At 72.7% G+C, this 19,711-nt stretch carries 11 protein-coding genes; 8 read left to right on the forward strand and 3 right to left on the reverse strand.

What is annotated here, in order from left to right; all coding sequences use genetic code 11:
* Positions 1 to 75 precede the first annotated feature (75 nt).
* Entirely contained in the window at positions 76 to 1,305 is a 1,230-nt protein-coding gene (locus tag AB0G17_RS15720; protein ID WP_361381640.1) for a CDP-glycerol glycerophosphotransferase family protein, read from the reverse strand.
* Positions 1,306 to 1,801: 496 nt separating this feature from the next.
* Here AB0G17_RS15720 and AB0G17_RS15725 point away from each other — a divergent pair, with 496 nt between their 5' ends.
* The 3 genes from AB0G17_RS15725 to AB0G17_RS15735 all read left to right on the forward strand — a co-directional run bounded on the left by AB0G17_RS15725 (position 1,802) and on the right by AB0G17_RS15735 (position 7,155).
* On the forward strand, positions 1,802 to 4,222 hold the full coding sequence (locus AB0G17_RS15725; RefSeq protein ID WP_361381644.1) for a glycosyltransferase: 2,421 nt from the start codon (positions 1,802 to 1,804) through the stop codon (positions 4,220 to 4,222).
* A 250-nt stretch (positions 4,223 to 4,472) separates the two neighbouring features.
* On the forward strand, positions 4,473 to 5,492 hold the full coding sequence (locus tag AB0G17_RS15730) for a CDP-glycerol glycerophosphotransferase family protein (RefSeq protein WP_361381751.1): 1,020 nt from the start codon (positions 4,473 to 4,475) through the stop codon (positions 5,490 to 5,492).
* A 208-nt stretch (positions 5,493 to 5,700) separates the two neighbouring features.
* Positions 5,701 to 7,155: a hypothetical protein gene (locus tag AB0G17_RS15735; protein ID WP_361381754.1), complete on the forward strand. Its 1,455-nt coding sequence runs from the start codon at positions 5,701 to 5,703 to the stop codon at positions 7,153 to 7,155.
* A 106-nt stretch (positions 7,156 to 7,261) separates the two neighbouring features.
* On the opposite strand, the gene AB0G17_RS15740 is transcribed toward AB0G17_RS15735, so the two are convergent.
* The gene (locus AB0G17_RS15740; protein ID WP_361381647.1) at positions 7,262 to 7,888 is read right to left on the reverse strand and encodes a TetR/AcrR family transcriptional regulator; all 627 of its coding nucleotides are present in this window, start codon (positions 7,886 to 7,888) and stop codon (positions 7,262 to 7,264) included.
* 187 nt (positions 7,889 to 8,075) lie between these two features.
* On the opposite strand from AB0G17_RS15740, the gene AB0G17_RS15745 reads away from it, so the two are divergent.
* From AB0G17_RS15745 to AB0G17_RS15765, 5 genes are all read left to right on the forward strand, one after another.
* The gene (locus tag AB0G17_RS15745; protein ID WP_361381650.1) at positions 8,076 to 9,017 is read left to right on the forward strand and encodes an ABC transporter permease; all 942 of its coding nucleotides are present in this window, start codon (positions 8,076 to 8,078) and stop codon (positions 9,015 to 9,017) included.
* Complete coding sequence (locus AB0G17_RS15750) at positions 9,010 to 9,816, forward strand: ABC transporter ATP-binding protein (protein WP_361381653.1); 807 nt, start codon at positions 9,010 to 9,012, stop codon at positions 9,814 to 9,816. Before AB0G17_RS15745 ends, AB0G17_RS15750 begins: the two co-directional genes overlap by 8 nt.
* Before the next feature lie 173 nt (positions 9,817 to 9,989).
* Complete coding sequence (locus AB0G17_RS15755) at positions 9,990 to 11,129, forward strand: glycosyltransferase 87 family protein (RefSeq protein ID WP_361381757.1); 1,140 nt, start codon at positions 9,990 to 9,992, stop codon at positions 11,127 to 11,129.
* Between the two features lie 67 nt (positions 11,130 to 11,196).
* Positions 11,197 to 12,234, forward strand: coding sequence for a serine/threonine-protein kinase (locus AB0G17_RS15760; RefSeq protein ID WP_361381656.1), 1,038 nt, complete (start codon positions 11,197 to 11,199; stop codon positions 12,232 to 12,234).
* Between the two features lie 80 nt (positions 12,235 to 12,314).
* The gene (locus AB0G17_RS15765) at positions 12,315 to 14,243 is read left to right on the forward strand and encodes a serine/threonine-protein kinase (protein WP_361381760.1); all 1,929 of its coding nucleotides are present in this window, start codon (positions 12,315 to 12,317) and stop codon (positions 14,241 to 14,243) included.
* Positions 14,244 to 14,341: 98 nt separating this feature from the next.
* On the opposite strand, the gene AB0G17_RS15770 is transcribed toward AB0G17_RS15765, so the two are convergent.
* A complete protein-coding gene (locus AB0G17_RS15770; protein WP_361381659.1) occupies positions 14,342 to 19,312 on the reverse strand; it encodes an NAD-glutamate dehydrogenase in 4,971 nt (1,656 codons plus the stop codon).
* Between the last annotated feature and the right edge of the window lie 399 nt (positions 19,313 to 19,711).

Raw genomic sequence — 19,711 nt, forward strand, 5'->3', positions numbered from 1 at the left:
AGCACCTTCCTGCCGGGGGACGGGGGCGGATCCCGCCCCACGCGTGCTCAACCCCCGAACGCGGGGGCGGTCACCTCAGCCGGTCCATCCGGGTGACGGGTCCGGGCCGGGATCCGTTGTTCTGGGCGGCCGCTCGTCGAGGAAGAGGCGGCGCACGACCCGTTCCGCCGCGTGCCCGTCGTCGTACGGGCAGAAGCGCGCCCGGAACGCCTCGCGCAGCCGGCCGCCCGCGTCCGTGTCCCAGCCGCCGTCCCGGAACAGCCCGATCAGCTCGTCGTCGCTGGTGGAGACGGCACCCGGGGTGTCGCCGGGGCGCCCCGAGAGGAGGTCGAAGTACGTGCCACGGGTGGCCCGGTAGGCCTCCCAGTCCGGGGCGTGCACGACGATCGGGCGGTCGAGGCAGGCGTAGTCGAAGAGCAGCGACGAATAGTCGGTGATCAGCGCGTCCGAGGCGAGGCAGAGGTCTTCGACGCGGGGGTGCGCGGTGACATCCACGATCCGGGGGTGGGTGTCGGTGATCCCCGCCGAGGCCCCGTGGAAGTAGTGCGCGCGCACCAGCAGGACGTACTCGTCGCCGGTCTCCCGCACGAACCGCTCCAGGTCGAGCGGGGGCGAGAAGCGGCTCACCCCTTCGTCCCGGTGGGTCGGCGCGTAGAGGAGCACGCGACTCCCGGGCGCGATGCCGAGCGAGGCACGGACGGCGGCGATGTCGTCGGAAGTGGCAGTGAAGTACCGGTCGTTGCGCGGCTGACCGAGGTGGAGATGCTCGTACCCGGCCGGGTAGACCCGTCCCCAGACCTCGGCCGCGTGGGGGTTGGCGGCGAGGCTGAAGTCCCACTGGCGGACGTGCGCGAGGACCTTCCCGAAGTCCATGCCACGGGCGGAGGCCGGATATCGGCGCTGGTCGAGCCCCATCGACTTGAGCGGGGTCCCGTGGTGGGTCTGGAGGTAGACCTGGCCGTCCCGCTTGCTGAACCCCCCGGGAAAGCTCGAATTGTTGACGAGGTACTTGGCGGTCGCCATGACCCGCCAGTACGCCCGCGACCCCGCGACCACGTACTCCACCCCACGCGGCACCCGCCCGACATGACGGCTGCCCACCACCCACACATGCCGCAGCCGTGGCACGAGCTCCAACGCCTTGGCGTGGATGGCGGCGGGATTACAGGCGACGCCCCGGTTCCAGTACGCCCCGTGGACGACGAGGTCGGGGTCGAGGGGGCTGCGGAGGTCGAGGCGGTAGAGGCCCCGGAGAACCCGGCCCCGAACCACCTTCTTGACGCGTACGCCCAACTCCGGAACCACGCCTCCACCTTCCACCCACGACCACTGCGACGTGGCGTGCCGCTTTCCCCCCCACCGCCGCTGCGGCAATCGCGCCGCTACCGCCGCTGTGAGCCACGCGCCGCCTTCCCCCACCGCCGCTGTGGCCAACCGTGCTGCCCCCTCCCCCGCCGCTGTGGGCAATCGTGCCGCTAGGGCGATGAGGGTCCCCCCTGCTCGAGCGAAGTCGAGAGCTTGGGGGAGGGTGGGCACAGCGGCACCCCGTCCCCGGGCACCTTCGCACCCCGCCCAGCCCCGTCCCGGCCGCGGGGCCCCGTCCCCGGGCACCTTCGCACCCCGGCACGCCCCGGCACCGGCACCGGCACCCGCACCCCGTCACCCGATCGGGGCAGAATCGGTAACCAGTGCAGGACCCCCGTGTTGACCGGGCGTGAACCCACCACACCCCGTTCCCCCTCAAGCGGCGCCGGTACCGCAGGTACCACCCCCACACCCCCAGGCCCCCGCGAGGCTCAGCGTGGTCGTCCCCATCCACAACGTCGCCCCCTACCTGGAGGAGTGCCTCAGCTCCCTGGCCACCCAGACCATGACCGCCCTCGACGTCGTCCTCGTCGACGACGGTTCGACGGACGGCAGCGCCGACATCGCCCGCGAGTTCACCCACAGGGACACCCGCTTCCGTTACGTACGGCAGCCCAACGCCGGGCTCAGCGCCGCCCGCAACACCGGCGTCTCACACACCACCCCCGGCACCGAATACCTCGCCTTCGCCGACAGCGACGACGTGCTCGCGCCCCACGCCTACGCCCGGCTGACCGCCTCCCTCGACGCCTCCGGCTCGGACCTCGCCTCCGGCAACGTATGGCGACTGGACCCGGGCGGGCGACGCCAGGCCTGGCAGTACCGCTGGCTCACCGCCGACCGGATCGGCACCCACATCACCCGCGACCCCCGCCTGCGCACCGACCGCGTCGCCTGGAACAAGGTCTTCCGCCGTTCGTTCTGGGACCGCCACGGATTCACCTTTCCGGTGGGCCGGCTGTACGAGGACACCCCGGTGGTGATCCCGGCGCACTATCTCGCCCGGTCCGTGGACGTCCTGCACGAGCACGTCTACTACTGGCGGGTCCGCGAGGGCTCGATCACCCGCCTGCGCACGGACGTACGGGGCGTACGGGACCGGATCGCCGCCTGCGAGGACGTCAGCGGGTTCCTGTCCGGGGCCTGGCCGGATCAGCGGGCCTGGCCGGATCAGCGGCGGCACTACGACACCTCCTGTCTGCGGGACGACTTCGTCTACTTCCTGGAGGGCCTGCCGATGGGCGGGCCCGCCTACCGGGCGGCGTTCATGACCGGCGCCCGGGCGTTCCTGGAGCGCGCGGGCACGGACGTCACCCGGGCACTGCCGCCCGACCTGCGGGTCAAGTGGCAGCTGGTGCGGGAGGACCGGCTGGCGGAGCTGGTCGAGCTGCTGGCCTTCGAGCAGGCCAACGGGGCGGGTACCTACGCGGTGCGGGGCGGCCGCGTCTCGTACCCGGGCGTAGGAGCGGTGACGGGCCGCGCCGCCCGGGTGCGACGCGGCGAACTGCCGGTGGTGGCCCGGCTGTCGGCGGTGGAACGGCAGCCGGACGGAACCCTGCGCCTGACCGGCTTCGCGTACGTACGCAACGCCGGTCCGGGCAGGCTGGTGCTCGCGCTGGCCCAGGAGCACGGCACCCGCCGACTGCGCCGCTTCCCGACCCGCACCATCAGCCTGCCACTCGCCACTGACAATGCCGCCCAGGAGCTCCACGACTACGACCGCTCGGGCTTCGAGACGACCCTCGACCCACCCCGCCTCGGCGACGGCGAGTGGACGGTGGGCGTGGTCCTCGCCGGAACCGGGCGCGGCAGCACCACGATCCGCCGAGCCGCCCTCCGCCCCGTCGACCGCTCCGAGGACCACCCCCGGGTATATGAAGTGGCCGACGGGAGACGGCTGGTGGTCGCGTACCGGGAAGGGCGGCTGGTGGTGTCGGTCCAGCGGTACGGGGCGCGGGTGGAGGCGAGTCGGATCACCACGGCGAGCCGTGACGCGGACGCGGGCACGGACACGGACGCGGGCACGGACGCGGACGCGGAAACGCACGCGGGCACGCCCACGGGCCCGGACACGCACGCGGGCATGGGCACGGGCACGCCCACGGGCACGGACACGCACGCGGGCACGGGCACGGCCTCACCCGCCGTCGAGCTGCTCGGCACTCTCCACGGTCCCGGCCCGCACCCCACCCACCTCTCCCTGCACCACCCGCCCTCCGGCACGGAGTTCAGCTTCCCGGTGCGGGCGCGGCGCGACCGGCCCCAGCCCGCCGGGCAGGCACAGCGGGACCGCGCCCCATTCCTCGGGCAGGCTCAGCGGGACCGCGCCGCGCTCCCCGGGCAGGAGCAGCGGGATTCCCCCGGGCCCCCCGGACCCGCGCAGCAGGACCGCGCCGGATTCGCCGTACGGGTCCCCCCTCGCCGCGCTCACCGGCGTCGCGCCCGCGCCCCACACCGCGCCCCGGGGCGTGGAACCCCCGGACGCGGACCGCTGGGAGGCCCGGTTCCGGTACCCCGACGGCAGCCTCGGCGCGGTCCCGGCCGCGCTGGACCTGGCGCCGGGGCGCGAGCACGGGCGGCTGTGCCTGCGTGCCGACGCGGCCGGGAACCTGGCCGTCGAGCTCACCCGACGGCCGCTGGCCGACACGGTCGTCTGGGCCGCCGACGGCACCCTGAGCGTGGCGGGGACGTGGGGCGCGGACGACATCGGCGGCGCCCGGCTGGTGCTGCGCCACACCGTCCTGCGCGAGGAGGTCGCCGTGCCGGTCGCCCGGGACGGCGTGCGCTTCCGGGTCTCCGTGACCGCCGAAGCGACGGGGGCGCTGACCGAAGGGCGCTGGTCCACGCTTCTGGGTGATGTTCCGGTACGCCTGCTGACGTCGGCCGGTGCCGCGCTCCCCCGCCGTCACACCGTCGCCGGACGCCAGTTCACCGCGGCCCGCCGCCACGGGGACCGGCTGGAACTCGTCGCCGGGTCACCCCTCGCCGAGGCCGAGCGCGGCGCGTACCGGCAGCGCGGGCTGCGGACGGCGTACTACCCGGACCGGCGCCGGCACGCCCCACTGAGCGACACCGTCCTGTTCGCGGGCGGCGACTCCCCGCGCGCGGTGCTGGCCGAACTGGCCCGCCGGGACAGCGGATTGAGCCCGCTGTGGGTCACCGGCGACCGGCGGCGCACGGCCCCGCCCGGCGCCGCACCCGTCGAGCCGTACAGCCGCGGCTGGTACGAGGCACTGGCGACCGCCCGGCACATCGTCACCGACGACCACCTGCCCGAGTGGTTCGAACGGCGGCCGGGGCAGACCGTCGTGCAGACCTGGCACGGCACCCCGCTCGGCCGGATCGGCACCGATCTGACGGGCACCCTCCACGCCGACCACCGCCGCATCGAGGCGCTGCCGCGCCTGGCGCGCCAGTGGTCGCTGCTGGTGTCGCCCAGCCGGTGGGCCACGCCGGTGCTGCGCCGGGCCCTCGCGTACGACGGCGAGGTCCTGGAGGCGGGCAACCCCGCCAACGACGCCCTCCTCGCGCCCGACCGGGCCCGCGCCCGCGCCCGGGTGCGCGCCGCCCTCGGCGCGGGCCCCCACGCGCGCGTGGTGCTCCACGCCCCCACCTACCGCACCCACCTCCCCCTAGGCCCCGGCCATCCCGCCCTCCACAGGCCCGACCCGGCGGGGCTCGACGTCGTCGAGCTGGAGCGCAAGCTCGGGGATGACCACGTCGTCCTCGTGCGGCGCCACGCGCGCGTGGCGGGAGCCTCACCCGGCGGCCGTGACGTCTCGGCGCACCCCACGACGTCCGGGCTGCTGCTCGCCGCCGATGTCCTGGTCACCGACTACTCGGGGCTGATCTGCGGCTTCGCCCACACTGGCCGCCCGATGCTCTTCCACACGTACGACCTCGTCCACTACCGCGACACCGCGCGCGGCTTCTACGCCGACTTCGAGGCGCTGGCGCCCGGGCCGCTGCTCACGGACACCGGCGCGGTGGCCGAGGCGCTGCGGGACCCGGAGAGGGTCGCCTCGGCCCACGCGGACGCCTACGCCGCGTTCCGCACCGCGTACTGCGATCTGGACGACGGCCGGGCGGCGGCCCGGGTCGTCGACCGGCTGACGGCGGGCTGCTGATCGGGTGATCGACGCGGGATGCCGGGACAGACGCGGACCCCCACGGAACCGATGACCTGTGCGCACGTTCCCTCCCACCGGCCCCCCGACCGGTCCTCCCACCGGCCCCGCCCGGCTTCCGGCGCCCCGGCGCGCGGCCGCCCGTCCCGCCGACGCGCCGCCCCCGGGCCCCGCCTGGCGCGTCACGCCGTACTTCGTGCTCGGCGGGATGTTCTGGCTGGTGATATCGGCGGCGGCCTGGCGCGTGCCGCTCTGCTGCGACCTCGGCACGCACGCCGCTGTGGTGGAACGCCTGAAGGCCGATCTGCTCGCCCCCGCGCACCCGATGGCCGACCTGCCGGGCGCGGGCAGCCCGTACTACTCGCCGTACTCCGTCGTCCAGGGCCTGTTCGCACACCTCACCGACCTGCCCGGCCGCCTGGTGGTGCGGCTGTTCGGGCCGGTCAACCTGCTGGTCCTGATCACCGGACTCGGCCGCTTCACCCGGCTGTTCTCCACGCGCGCGTGGGCGCCGGTGTTCGCCCTGGCCTTCTCGTCGGTGCTGTGGGGCACCGCCGTGACGTGGTGGAGCGGGTTCCTCGGCCTGCTGTCGATGACCGGCAACCTGTCCTACCCGAGCACGTTCGCCATTGGCCTCACCTTTCACATCTGGGCCCTGACGGGCCGTCTGACGGAACGTTCTTCCCGTACCGCGCGGTGGCGCGCCGCCCCGCTGGAGTACGCCGCGCTCGGCGTACTCACCGGCGTGGTCGTCCTCGTCCACCCGATCACCGCGATCGCGGCGGTGATCGGCACGGCCGGGATGGCCCTCGCGCGGAAGGGGGCGTGGACCCGCGCGGCGGCCGGCCGCTGGGCGCTGGCGGGGGCGGGCGCGCTGGCGGTGGCGGTGACCTGGCCGTACTGCGACATCTTCACACTCGTCGGTGACACCGGCATCGATTCCATGCACAGGGCCCTGTATGAAGATCTGACCGGTCGTTACTGGCTGGCGGCCCTGCTCGGCGTGCCCGCCCTGCTGCTGCGCCTGCGCCGCGACCGGCGCGATCCGCTGGTGCTGATGACGCTGCTGTTCGGGCTGGTGGTCCTCTACGGCTGGGTGAGCGGCCACTACACGTACGGCCGGCTGCTCGCGGTCGCCCCGGTCCCCGCGCAGGTCGCGCTCGCCGTCGAACTGACCCTGCCGCGCCCCTGGTCCGCGGCCCGCCGCGCACTGGCCCCGCTCGCGGCGGCCGGGGCGTGCCTGGGGTTCGTCTCGGCCCAGGCCGGGGCGGTGGCGCCGAGCCTGGGGGTGCGGGGCATCGAGCGCCCGCCGCACTGGGACACGTACGGCTGGGCCGCCCAGCACATCCCGCCCGGTGAGACGGTCCTCGCGGACGACTACTACGTAGTCCGTTCGCTGCCGGGGTACGGGCCCTTCCTGGTGGCCCCGGTCTGGCCCGACCCGGCGCTCGCGGAGCCCGAACGGCTGCGCCGCAAGGCGGCCGTGACGCGGTATCTCTCCCCGTCGACGCCCCGCCACGCGCGCGCGGCCATCGCCCGCCGCTACGGCGTCCACTGGCTGCTGCTCACACCCGAGGAGCACCTCCCCGAGGAGGCCGTGGTGGTCGCGTTCAGCCCGCACAGCGGGGAGGTGCTGGCGCGGGTCGAGTACGGGAGGGAGTGAGGGACGTACTACGTACGTAGGGGGCGCGTCGTCGGCGCTGGGGAACTCCCAGCCCCGGGGCCTTCAGGCCCTCGCCTTCACCCCGGCGCCTTCAACCCCGCTGCCTTCACCCCGTCGCCTTGAGCGCCGCCACCGCCGCCGTGGCCAGATCGTCCAGGTACCCCTTCGGCAGGTCGCCCCGGACCACCACGAGCCGCCAGTACAGCGGCCCGACGATCAGGTCGAGGGCCCGGTCCGGGTCGGCGCCCTCGGAGAGCTCGCCACGCTCCACGGCCTCGCGCACCACGACCGCCGCGACGCCCTTCTGGCCGTCGAGCAGCGCCTCCTTGATGGCGTCCGCGATCTCCGGGTGGCGCACGGACTCGACGAGCAGGTCCGGGATCACCTGGGAGGCGACCGGGTGGCGCAGGGCGAGCGAGGCCACCGCGAGCAGCGCCCGGATGTCCCCGTGCAGCGAGCCCGTGTGGGGCACCGGCAGGCCCTGTGCGGCGAAGGCGGACACCAGGTCGAGGACCAGGCTCAGCTTGGACTTCCAGCGTCGGTAGACGGCCGTCTTGCCCACTCCGGCCCGGCGCGCGATGCCCTCGATCGACATCCGGGCGAACCCGACCGCCGCCAACTCCTCGAACACCGCTTTCCGGATGGCCTCCGTCACGTCCGAGCGCAGCACGGCGGCACCGGCCGGGGCGCGGCGCTGGGGTTCGGCGGGGGCCGGGGTGTCCGAGTTGGTCATGTCTTGAGCATAGCGATACGACGAGACGGTTGCGTTGCGACGTCATCACGTCCTACTCTCACCGTTACGACGATACGGACCCGTCCCGTCGTAACCCCGGGTTCACCGCCCGTCCACACCCCGGCCTTGAGACACCGCCGACACCGCGTCCCCGCGTCCCCGCGAAGCCACGTCGAAAGCGATCGTTGTGAGCCAGACAGCAGCCCCGCCGGCCCCGCCGGCCCCCGCGCAGGACACCCGGCCCGTCGACCCCGACCAGGGCCTGGGCGCCGCCGAACTGGCCGCCAAGTACGGCCTCACGGTCAGTGGCGCGCGCCCGTCGCTCAAGGAGTACGTCCACCAGCTCTGGGAGCGCCGCCACTTCATCTCGGCGTTCGCCACCGCCAAGCTCACCGCGCAGTACAGCGAGGCGAAGCTCGGCCAGATCTGGCAGCTGATGACCCCGCTGCTCAACGCGACGGTCTACTACTTCATCTTCGGCATCCTGATGGGCACCAAGCAGGGCGTCCCGGACTACATCCCGTTCCTGGTCACCGGCGTCTTCGTCTGGACCTTCACCGCCAACTCGATCATGTCGGGCACGCGCGCGATCACCGGCAACATGGGCCTGGTGCGCGCCCTGCACTTCCCGCGCGCGTCGTTGCCCATCGCGCTCGCGCTCCAGCAGCTCCAGCAGCTGCTGTTCTCCATCGCCGCGCTCGGCATGATCCTGGTCGCCGTGGGCGTCTATCCGGCGGTGTCCTGGCTGATCGCCGTCCCCGTGCTGATCCTGCAGGCCATGTTCAACACCGGTCTGTCGCTCGCGATGGCCCGGGTCGCCAGCAAGACCCCGGATGTCTCGCAGCTGATGCCCTTCGTCCTGCGCACCTGGATGTACGTCTCGGGCGTCATGTGGAGCCTGCCGCAGCTGATGACCCGCACCTCGCTGCCGCACGGCCTGGTGAAGGTGCTCGAGTACAACCCGGCGGCCGTCTACATCGACCTGATGCGCTTCGCGCTGATCCACAGCTTCAAGGCGAAGCAGCTCCCTCCGCACGTGTGGGCGGTCGCGGGCGGCTGGGCGCTCCTCGCCCTCGTCGCCGGATTCATCTACTTCTGGAAGGCAGAGGAGAAGTACGGCCGTGGCTGACAGCACTCCCACCGTGATCACCACCTCTACGAAGACCGGCGCTCCCACCGTCATCGCCGACGACGTCCACGTCGTCTACAAGGTCAACGGCGGCTCCACCAAGGGCAGGGGCAGCGCGACCTCCGCACTCAGCCGGATCGCCTCCCGCAAGGCCGCCCCGGGCATCCGCGAGGTGCACGCCGTCAAGGGCGTCAGCTTCGTCGCCCGCAAGGGTGAGGCGATCGGCCTGATCGGCTCCAACGGCTCGGGCAAGTCCACCCTCCTGAAGGCCGTCGCGGGGCTGCTCCCGACCGCGAGGGGCAGGCTCTTCACCCAGGGCCAGCCGTCCCTGCTCGGCGTCAACGCGGCGCTGATGAACGACCTCACCGGCGAGCGCAACGTCACCCTCGGCGGGCTCGCCATGGGCATGTCCCGCGAGGAGGTCCGGGACCGCTACGACGACATCGTCGAGTTCTCCGGGATCAACGAGAAGGGTGACTTCATCTCGCTCCCGATGCGTACCTACTCCTCGGGCATGGGCGCCCGGCTGCGGTTCTCCATCGCCGCCGCCAAGTCCCACGACGTGCTCCTCATCGACGAGGCGCTCTCCACCGGCGACGCCCGCTTCCAGCGGCGCAGCCAGGAGCGGATCGAGGAGCTGCGCGCCGAGGCGGGCACGGTCTTCCTGGTCAGCCACAGCAACGGCACCATCAAGCAGACCTGCGACCGGGCCATCTGGCTGGAGTCGGGCGTCCTGCGGATGGACGGCCCGGCCGAGGAAGTCGTCGCCGCGTACGAGGAGTACACCAAGAAGAAATAGGGTCAACCCTCTAAAACCAGTACGAATAAATACCCCAAACCAGTCTAAACTGCTGGTCGATGACGATCCAGCAGCTGAGCATCCCCGCCCCGGGCGCCGCCCCCGACCCGGGCGCCGCCGACCGCCGCATCCGGTACGCCGTCGCCGCCACCTGGCTCGCCACGCGCGCGTTGATGCTCTTCCTCCTCGTCGACGACTCGATCGGCGTCGGCGGGGTGACGGGCGAGGTGTACGTCCTGTACCGCCAGTGGTACGGGCAGCTGATCTCCGGTCACTTCCCGTACGGCGACCCCACCTGGCAGTACCCGCCGGGTGCGGGCGCGGTGATCCTCTCCCCCGCTCTGCTGCCGTTCCTGACCTTCTTCCAGGCCTTCGTCGCCCTGACCCTGGCCGCCGACGCGCTGATCGCGTTCGCCCTGGTACGGGCCGGGGCCCGGGCGGGCGGCGGCGTGGCGGGGGCCTGGGTGTGGGTGGGCGGCCTGCCGCTGCTGCTCCACCTCCCGTACGGCCGCTACGACGTTCTGGTCACGGCCCCGGCCGTGACCGCCCTGCTCTGCCTGCGGTGCAGACCGCGCCTCGGCGGGGCGCTCGCCGGGCTCGGCGCGCTGGTCAAGATCTGGCCCGCCCTGATCCTGCTCGGCACCCCACGCGGTCGCACCACGCGCGCGTCGTGGACGGCGGCACTCGGCGCCGCCGCCGCCCTGCTCGCCGCCCTCGCCCTCGGCTTCAGCCACACCCTGGACTTCCTGCGGCAGCAGGGGAACCGGGGCGTCCAGATCGAGTCCCTCGGTGGCACCGCCCTCCAGCTCGCCCACCTCCTCACGCACTGGCCCGGCCGGGTCGCCTACCGGTACGGGGCCATGGAGTTCACCGGCCCGTACGTCTCCAGCGTGGCGCGGCTGGCGCTCGCCCTGACCGCGGCCGCGCTCTGCTGGCTGCTGCTGTGGCGGGTCAGGGCACGCCGGTGGACCGCGGCCACCCCGGCGGACGCGGCGCTCTGCGCGGTCCTGCTCTTCACGGTGACCAGCCGGGTCATCAGCCCCCAGTACCTGGTCTGGCTGCTCGGTCTCGCCGCCGTGTGCCTGACCTCCCGGCAGACCAGCCAGCGGCCCGTCGCCCTGCTGATGCTGCCCGCCGCGGCCCTGAGCGCCCTCGCCTTCCCGACCCTGTACGACCAGGTCATGGCCGGGAGCGCGCTCGGCACCTCACTCATGGTCCTGCGCAACGGACTGCTGCTCGGCGCGGCCCTGCTGTCCTGCCGTCGGCTGTGGACGGCCGCCGCCGCGGGACCCGTTGTCAGTGGGCCGCGATAGTCTCGTTCTCCATCGGCACGAGGGCCTCGGCAGTACCGCAAGAGGCCTTGGGGGAAGGGGGGTCGGGGTGTCCGACACACGTTTCGCGCCGCTGCGCGCGGACGACCCGCGCCAGGTCTCCGGCTATGTCCTGGAAGCCCGCATAGGCGAGGGCGGCATGGGCACGGTCTACCTCTCCCGCACCCGGGGCAGCCAGCCGGTGGCCCTCAAACTGATCCGCAGGGAGTACGCGGAGAACGAGGACTTCCGCCGCCGCTTCGCGCGCGAGGTCGAGGCCGCCCAGCGGGTGTACGGGGCCCATGTCGCCCCCGTCCTGGACCACTCGGCGCAGGCCCCGAGCCCCTGGCTCGCCACCCGCTACGTCCCGGGCGTCCCGCTGGACGACGCCCTGGAGGCGCACGGACCGCTGCCGCCCGGCGCCGTGCTGCACCTGCTCGCCTGCGCGGCCCGCGCGCTGGACTCCGTGCACCACGCCGGGGTGATCCACCGCGATGTGAAGCCCGGCAACCTGCTGCTCGCCGCCGACGGCCCCTGGCTGCTCGACTTCGGCATAGCCAAGGCCGCCGGGGCGGTCCGGCTCACCACCACCGGACGCCTGGTGGGCACCCCGAAGTACATGTCGCCCGAGCACGCCCTGGGACGCGAACTCACCCCGGCCGCCGACGTCTTCGCCCTCGGACTGCTAGCCGGTCTCGCCGCCACCGGGCAGCATCCGTACGGACGGGGCAGCGCCCTGGCGGTCGCCGCGCGCATCGCGGGCACCGACCGCGAGCCGCCGGACCTCACGCCGTACCCCGAACCGCTGCGCGAGGTGCTCCGGCTCTGTCTGGCCGCCCGGCCCGAAGAGCGGCCCGCCGCCGCCGAGTTGGCCGCGCTGTGCCGGCGGCTGTCCGGCCGCGGCCCTCTCGACTTCGCGGACTGGCTGCCCGCGCCGCATCTGGCCGCCATCGCCAGGACGGAGGCGGCGTACCGGCTGCGGATGGCGCTGCCGGACGCGCCGACGGTCCCGGCGATGCCCCCGACGGCGCCGCTGACGGTCCACGACCCCGACGCGGCCGAATTCATCCGCCGCGTGCGCGGGACCAGGCGTTCCGGAGCTGAGTAGTACCGGCGGCCGCTGCCCGCGTAGGCTCTGCGCCCGCAGCAGTTGACGGCACGTCGGGTGCCACGACCGGGGGAGGAACCATCAGCAGATCCGGCGACACACTCAGTCCACTCGGGCCGGAGGACCCCCGCGAGACCGCCGGCTACCAGCTCCTCGCCCGCATCGGCGAGGGCGGCATGGGCACGGTCTACCTCTCGCACACCCGCGGCGGACAGCCGGTCGCGCTCAAGGTGATCCGCCGCGAGTACGGCCAGGACCCCGACTTCCGGCGCCGCTTCGAGCAGGAGGTGCAGGCCGCCCGCCGGGTGCAGGGGTACCACATCGTGCCGGTGGTGGACCACGACACCAGCGGCGCCCAGCCCTGGCTCGCCACGCAGTACGTGCCGGGCCTCTCGCTGCACGACGCGCTGACCTCGTTCGGCCCGCTGCCGCTGCCCGCCGTCTTCCAGCTCATCGGCTGCGCGGCGCAGGCGCTGACCGCCGTCCACGCGGCCGGAGTGATCCACCGCGATCTGAAGCCCAGCAACGTGCTGCTCGGCTCCGGCGGCCCGTACGTGATCGACTTCGGCATCGCGCGCGCCGCCGACGCCACCCAGCTCACCGCGAGCGGCGGCATGATCGGCACGCCGCAGTACATGTCGCCCGAGCACGCACTGGGCGAAAAGCTCACGCCCGCCACCGACGTGTTCTCGCTCGGCCTGATCGCGGCCGTCGCGGCCACCGGCCGCCACCCGTACGGCGACGGCGGCGCCATCACCGTGGCCGCGCAGATCGCCAACTCCGCGCACCGCCCGCCGGACCTGAGCGGCTACCCGGCGGAGCTGCGCCCGCTGCTTGAGTGCACGCTGACCGCCGACCCGGAGCGGCGCATCACCCCGGCCGACCTCGCCCCGCTCTGCGAGCAGGCGTCGGGCCGCGGCCTGCGGGACTTCACCGGGTGGCTGCCGGAGGCGGTCGCGGCGGAGATCGCCCGCAGCGAGCAGGCGGCCGCGGCGCCGCCGAAGCCCACCCCGGCGCAGCCCTCGCTGCCGCCCACCGCGGCCCCGTCGATGCCCCCGGCCGCACCGCACACGGCCCCGCAGGTCCCCCAGGCCCCGCCGACGAGCTACCCGGCCGCCCAGACGCCGCCCGCCCCGCAGCAGGGCCCCCCGTCGGGCCCGCAGTCCGGCCCCCAGACCGGCCCCGTTCCCGGGTACGGCACGGCGTACGGCGCCCCTTACGACACGGGGTACGGCGCGGGTTACGGCACGGCCCCGCAGCCCGCCGTCCCCACCCACGCCCAGGGCCAGGGCCAGGCTCAGCCCCAGGGCCACGCCCAGGTGCCCGCGCCCGCCCCGGCCCCGGGTGCGTCGCAGAAGAAGCCGAAGCGCCGCCTGCGTACCGTCCTCATGGCGGCCACCCTGGTCGTGGCGGTCGGTGCGGGCGCGGCCGCGGCGGTCTGGTTCACCAGCGGCAAGAAGGACGACGGCGACCAGGCCAAGGGCGGCACCTCGCAGTCGCCCGCCGCCAAGAACCCGCCGAAGCAGTCCCCGGCGGCCGACTCCACGCCTTCGGACGGTGCGAGCGACGACAGTTCGGCGCCGCCCGCCAACGTCACGTACACAGTGGTCTTCCAGGACAAGCCGATCACCGTACGCACCCCGGAGTCGCTCTCCACCACGCAGATCGACTTCGACGTCCCCGAGGTGGACCCGACCGGCAAGCTCGCCTACGACAACACCGAGTTCGAGGCGCGTGACGACCGGCTGGACTTCAAGCAGGCGCTCGGCAAGGCGAACGGCACCACGCCCGAGGAGTGCCGCGAGGGCGCACTGCAGAACCCGCTGCCGAACTCCGCCTCGGCCCAGGCGCTCAACGACGACCACCTGATCAAGGCGGGCGACACCATGTGCTCGGTGACCACCAAGGGCAATCTGGCCATGTGGAAGATCACCAAGGTGACGCCGTCCACGGACAAGAACATCCCGGCGTTCGAGGGCACGGTCACGCTCTGGAAGGCGACGCGGTAAGGAAAGAAGAAGGGGGGCGCCCACCGCAAGGTGGGCGCCCCCCTTCTTCTTTTGTCGTTCAGGGGGCGCGAGGAACCGCGCCCCCCCGCCCCGCAGACTCAGCTATGCGTACGCAGCAACGTCCGCATCGTCCGCATCGCCACCGACAGGTTCGCCAGGTCGAACGCGTCCGAGCCCTGGATCTCCTCCAGGGTGCTGCGCGCACGGCCGAGGATCGCCGCGTTCTTCTCCTCCCAGGCCTTGAAGCGCTGCTCGGGCGAGGAGGTGTCGCTGCCGACCGAGAGCACGTCCTGGGTGAGACCCGCGTGCGCCGCGTACAGGTCCTCGCGGATGGAGGCGCGGGCCATGGACTGCCAGCGGTCGGCCCGCGGCAGCTCGATGATCCGGTCCATCAGCTGGGTGATCCGCAGCCGGTCCGCGAGGTCGTAGTACACCTCGGCCACGGCCAGCGGGTCCTTGCCGGTGCGGCCCGAGATCGCCACGACGTCGAGCGACGGGAAGGCGGAGGAGAACCCGGCGACCCGGCGCGCGAGCTCGTCCGGCACCCCGGCCGCGGTGAGCTCGTCCAGGATCGACTGGTACCACTCCAGGTCCGCGCCCTTGAGCATGTTCGCCAGCTCGCCCCAGACCTTCTCGACGCCCTCGCCGAAGTCCGCGATGGTCTCGGCGATCTGGAGCGGCTGCGGCCGGTTGTTGAGCAGCCAGCGCGTGCCGCGCTCGACCAGGCGGCGCGAGTGGAGGCGGATGCGGGTCTGGACGTCGGCGTCGACCTTGTTGTCGAGCGCCTCGACCGCGTCCCACACCGCGCTCAGGCCGAAGATCTCGCGGGCCGCGGTCTGCGCCCGGACGATCTCCTCCATGGACGCGCCGGTCTCCTCCCGCAGCCTGTGCAGGAAGGTCGAACCACCGGTGTTGACCGTGTCGTTGACCAGGACCGTGGTGACGATCTCGCGGCGCAGCGCGTGCCCGTCGATGGCCTCGGGGAACTTCTCGCGCAGCTGCTTCGGGAAGTACGCGTGGAGCAGCTTCTGCAGGTACGGGTCGTCCGGCAGATCCGTGTGGACCAGCTCGTCGGCCGCCGTGATCTTGGTGTACGCGAGCAGCACGGCGAGCTCGGGCTGGCTGAGCCCGCGCCCGTTGTTGAGCAGCTCGCGGATCTGGCGGTCGGTCGGCAGGAACTCCAGCGCCCGGTCCAGGTGGCCGTCGCGCCCGAGGCGGCGCATGAACCGCTGGTGGGCGTGGAGCAGCGACGGGGACTGCGCGACCGCGTTGGCCAGGGCCGTGTTCTGCGCGTAGTTGTTGCGCAGCACCAGCTTGCCGACCTCGTCGGTCATCTGGGCGAGGATCTTGTTGCGCTGCTTGACGGTCATATCGCCGTCCGTGACCAGGCCGTTGAGCAGGATCTTGATGTTCACCTCGTGGTCGGAGGTGTCCACGCCCGCGCTGTTGTCGATCGCGTCGGTGTTGACCTTGCCGCCGTTGCGGTCGAACTCGATCCGGCCGAGCTGGGTCAGACCCAGGTTGCCGCCCTCGCCGACGACCTTGACCCGCAGGTCCTCGCCGTTGACGCGGATCGCGTCGTTCGCCTTGTCGCCGACGTCCGCGTTGGACTCGGCCGACGACTTCACGTACGTACCGATGCCGCCGTTCCACAGCAGGTCCACCGGCGCCTTGAGGATCGCCTGCATCAGCTCGGCGGGCGTCAGCTTGGTGACACCCGACTCGATGCCGAGGGCCGCGCGCACCTGCGCGTTGAGCGGGATCGACTTGGCGGTCCGCGGGTGGATGCCGCCGCCCGCGGACAGCAGCTCCTTGTTGTAGTCCGCCCAGGAGCTGCGGGGCAGGTCGAACAGGCGGCGCCGCTCGGCGTACGAGACGGCCGCGTCCGGGGACGGGTCGATGAAGATGTGGCGGTGGTCGAAGGCGGCGACCAGGCGGATGTGCTCGGAGAGCAGCATGCCGTTGCCGAACACGTCACCGGACATGTCGCCGACGCCCACGACCGTGAAGTCCTCGGTCTGGCTGTCGTGGCCCAGCTCGCGGAAGTGCCGCTTGACCGACTCCCAGGCACCGCGCGCGGTGATGCCCATGCCCTTGTGGTCGTAGCCGGCGGAGCCGCCGGAGGCGAACGCGTCACCGAGCCAGAAGTCGTAGCTGATCGCCACGTCGTTGGCGATGTCCGAGAAGGTCGCGGTGCCCTTGTCGGCGGCGACCACCAGGTAGGTGTCGTCCTCGTCGTGGCGCACCACGTCGGCCGGCGGCACGACCTCGCCCGCCACCAGGTTGTCGGTGATGTCGAGCAGCGCCGAGATGAACGTCTTGTACGAGGCGATGCCCTCGGCCAGCCACGCGTCGCGGTCCACGGACGGGTCCGGGAGCTGCTTGGCGACGAAGCCGCCCTTGGCGCCGACCGGCACGATGACGGTGTTCTTCACCATCTGCGCCTTGACCAGGCCCAGGATCTCCGTACGGAAGTCCTCGCGGCGGTCGGACCAGCGCAGACCACCGCGCGCGACCTTGCCGAACCGCAGGTGCACGCCCTCGACGCGCGGCGAGTACACCCAGATCTCGAACGCCGGGCGGGGCGCCGGCAGATCCGGGATCGCCTGCGGGTCGAACTTCATCGAGACGTACGCGTGGGGGTTGCCCTCGGCGTTCTTCTGGAAGTAGTTCGTCCGCAGCGTCGCCTTGATGACGGTGAGGAAGGAGCGCAGGATGCGGTCCTCGTCGAGCGAGGCGACCTGGTCGAGCGCCCCGTCCAGCTCTTCGAGCAGACCGTCGATGAGCTCGGTGCCCGCGCTCTGGCGGCTCGGCGACATCCGCGCCTCGAAGAGCGAGACCAGCAGCCGGGTGGTGTGGACGTTGTCGCGGAGGGTGTCCTCCATGTAGTCCTGGCTGAAGGTCGAACCGGCCTGGCGCAGGTACTTGGCGTAGGCGCGCAGCACCATCGCCTGGCGCCAGTTGAGCCCGGCGCGCAGCACCAGCGAGTTGAAGCCGTCGTTCTCGGCGGCGCCGGTCCAGGTGGCGGCGAAGGCCTCCTGGAAGCGCTCGCGGGCGTCGTCCGCGAGGTAGTCGCCGTTGCCGTTGAGCTTCTTCGGCAGGCGCAGGCCGAAGTCGTAGATCCACGCGTGCGTACGGTCGGCGCAGCGCAGCTCGTAGGGGCGCTCGTCGGTGACCTCCACGCCCAGGCGCTGCAGGACCGGCAGCACGGCCGAGAGCGAGACCTGCTCGCCGATGCGGTAGATCTTGAACCGGCGCTCGCCGGGGGCCGCGTTGACCGGCTCGTACAGCGAGAGCGCGAAGTCCTTGCGGCCGTGGGTGAGCTGCTCCAGGTGGACCAGGTCGGCCACGGCGGCGCGCGGCGAGTGGTCGGCCTTGTAGCCCTCGGGGAAGGCGTGGCCGTAGCGGCGCAGCAGCTCGGCGGCGCGCTCCTCGCCGCACTCGGCGTTCAGCGCGTCGGAGAAGCCGTCGGCCCAGGAGCGGGCGGCCTCCACGAGGCGGGTCTCGATGCGCTCGGTGTCGGCGTCGGTGAGGTCGGGCAGCTCGGTGCCGGCGGGCACCCGCACCACGAAGTGGAGCCGGGAAAGGATCGACTCGGTGTTCCAGGCGGTGAAGTCGACGCTGATGCCGCCGAGCTCCTCCTTGAGGATGTCGATGAGCCGCAGCCGCACGCCCGTGGTGTAGCGGTCGCGGGGCAGGTAGATCAGCGCCGAGTAGTAGCGCCCGTACTCGTCCTGGCGCAGGTAGAGGCGGAGGCGGCGCCGCTCCTGGAGGTAGAGCACGGAGGTGACGATGGAGCGCAGCTGGTCGGCCGGGGTCTGGAACAGCTCGTCGCGCGGGTAGGTCTCCAGGATCTGGAGCAGGTCGCGGCCGTCGTGGCTGTTGGGCGAGAACCCGGCGCCGCGCAGCACCTCGGCGACCTTGCGGCGCACGACCGGGACACGGCGGACCGACTCGGTGTACGCGGCCGAGGAGAACAGGCCGAGGAAGCGGCGCTCGCCGACCACGTTGCCGCTGTCGTCGAACTTCTTCACCCCGACGTAGTCGAGGTAGGAGGGCCGGTGCACGGTGGCCCGACTGTTGGCCTTGGTGAGCACCAGGAGCTTGTGCTCGCGGGCCTTGGCGCGCGCGTCGGCCGGCAGCCGCTCGAAGGACGGGCTGACCGGGTGGGCGTCGTCGCCCGCGTGCTGCGGGTCGGAGCGCAGGATGCCGAGGCCGGTGCCGGCCACCGCCGCCAGCGAGTCGTCCTCGCGCAGCTCGTACTCGCGGAAGCCCAGGAAGGTGAAGTGGTCGTCGGAGAGCCAGCGCAGCAGCTCCCGGGCCTCGTCCACCTCCTCGTCGCGCAGGTCGCCCGCCTTGGGCTCCTTGGGGAGCTCGTCGGCGATGCGCAGCGCGGCGTCGCGCATCTTCTCCCAGTCCTCGACGGCTTCCCGTACGTCGGACAGCACCCGCTGCAGGTCGGCGGTGATCTGCTTCAGGTCGGCGCGGTCGGTCTCGCGGTCGATCTCGACGTGGATCCAGGACTCGGTGAGCGCGTCGTGCGGCAGGCCGCCGGTCTGGGCGCCGGTGTCCAGGACCTCGAGGAGCTTGCCGGTCACGTCGCGGCGGACCACGACCTGCGGGTGGATCACGACGTGGATGCCGCGGCTCTGGCGGGAGAGCTCGTTGGTGACGGAGTCCACGAGGAAGGGCATGTCGTCGGTGACGACCTCGACGACCGAGTGGCTGCAGGTCCAGCCGTTCTCCTCGACCGTCGGGGTGTGCACCCGCACGCTCGCGGTGCCCTGCGGGCGGTTTTCGGCCAGCCTGTGGTGCGACAGGGCGGCGCCGAAGACGTCGACCGGGTCGCGGTCCGTCAGGTCCTCGGGAGCGGTGTGCAGGTAGTAGCGCTGGAGATACCCGAGGACGGCGTCCTGGGCAGGACCTTCCTCCCCCGCGGCCCCGGTAGTGGCTGCCCGGTCCTGGGGGGCGCTCCCCAGACCGCCGGGGCCCCCCACCGGGCTGTTCTCAGCTACCCGGGCCGCCCGTGCGAGCAGCTCGGCCTTGGCTTCGTCCAGCTTGGTCTGCATGTCCTCTGGCTCCTGTCGCGCGCCGTTGCGTGACGTAGGTAGAAGCAGCGCAACGCCACGACGCGGGGTGTCCGGTCGGAGTCGACGTTATGCCGCGATGAGAGATGCCCGGGTCGTTATTGGCCATTTTTGGCGAAGAGCCCGGGATACGGGAATCAGCGATGGCCCGGGCACTGTGGCACTCCGGGCGCAGGGCAGGGGCGTCAGTGCCCCTGCGGGATATCGCGCTGATCACGGGTCAAGGCTATCGCCCCGCCCCCCCGAACCGTCATGAGCCGTATGTGTACAAAACCAGGGCCCGAAGTTTGACACTCTGGACAGCGACGCGCGCCGTCCGAGTGCCCTCTTGGCAAACTGGCCGGGCCGGGGCACGTTTGCCCCGTACACGCGGCACGCCGA

It is taken from the genome of Streptomyces sp. NPDC023838, from assembly GCF_040639555.1.
Taxonomy (GTDB): Bacteria; Actinomycetota; Actinomycetes; order Streptomycetales; family Streptomycetaceae; genus Streptomyces.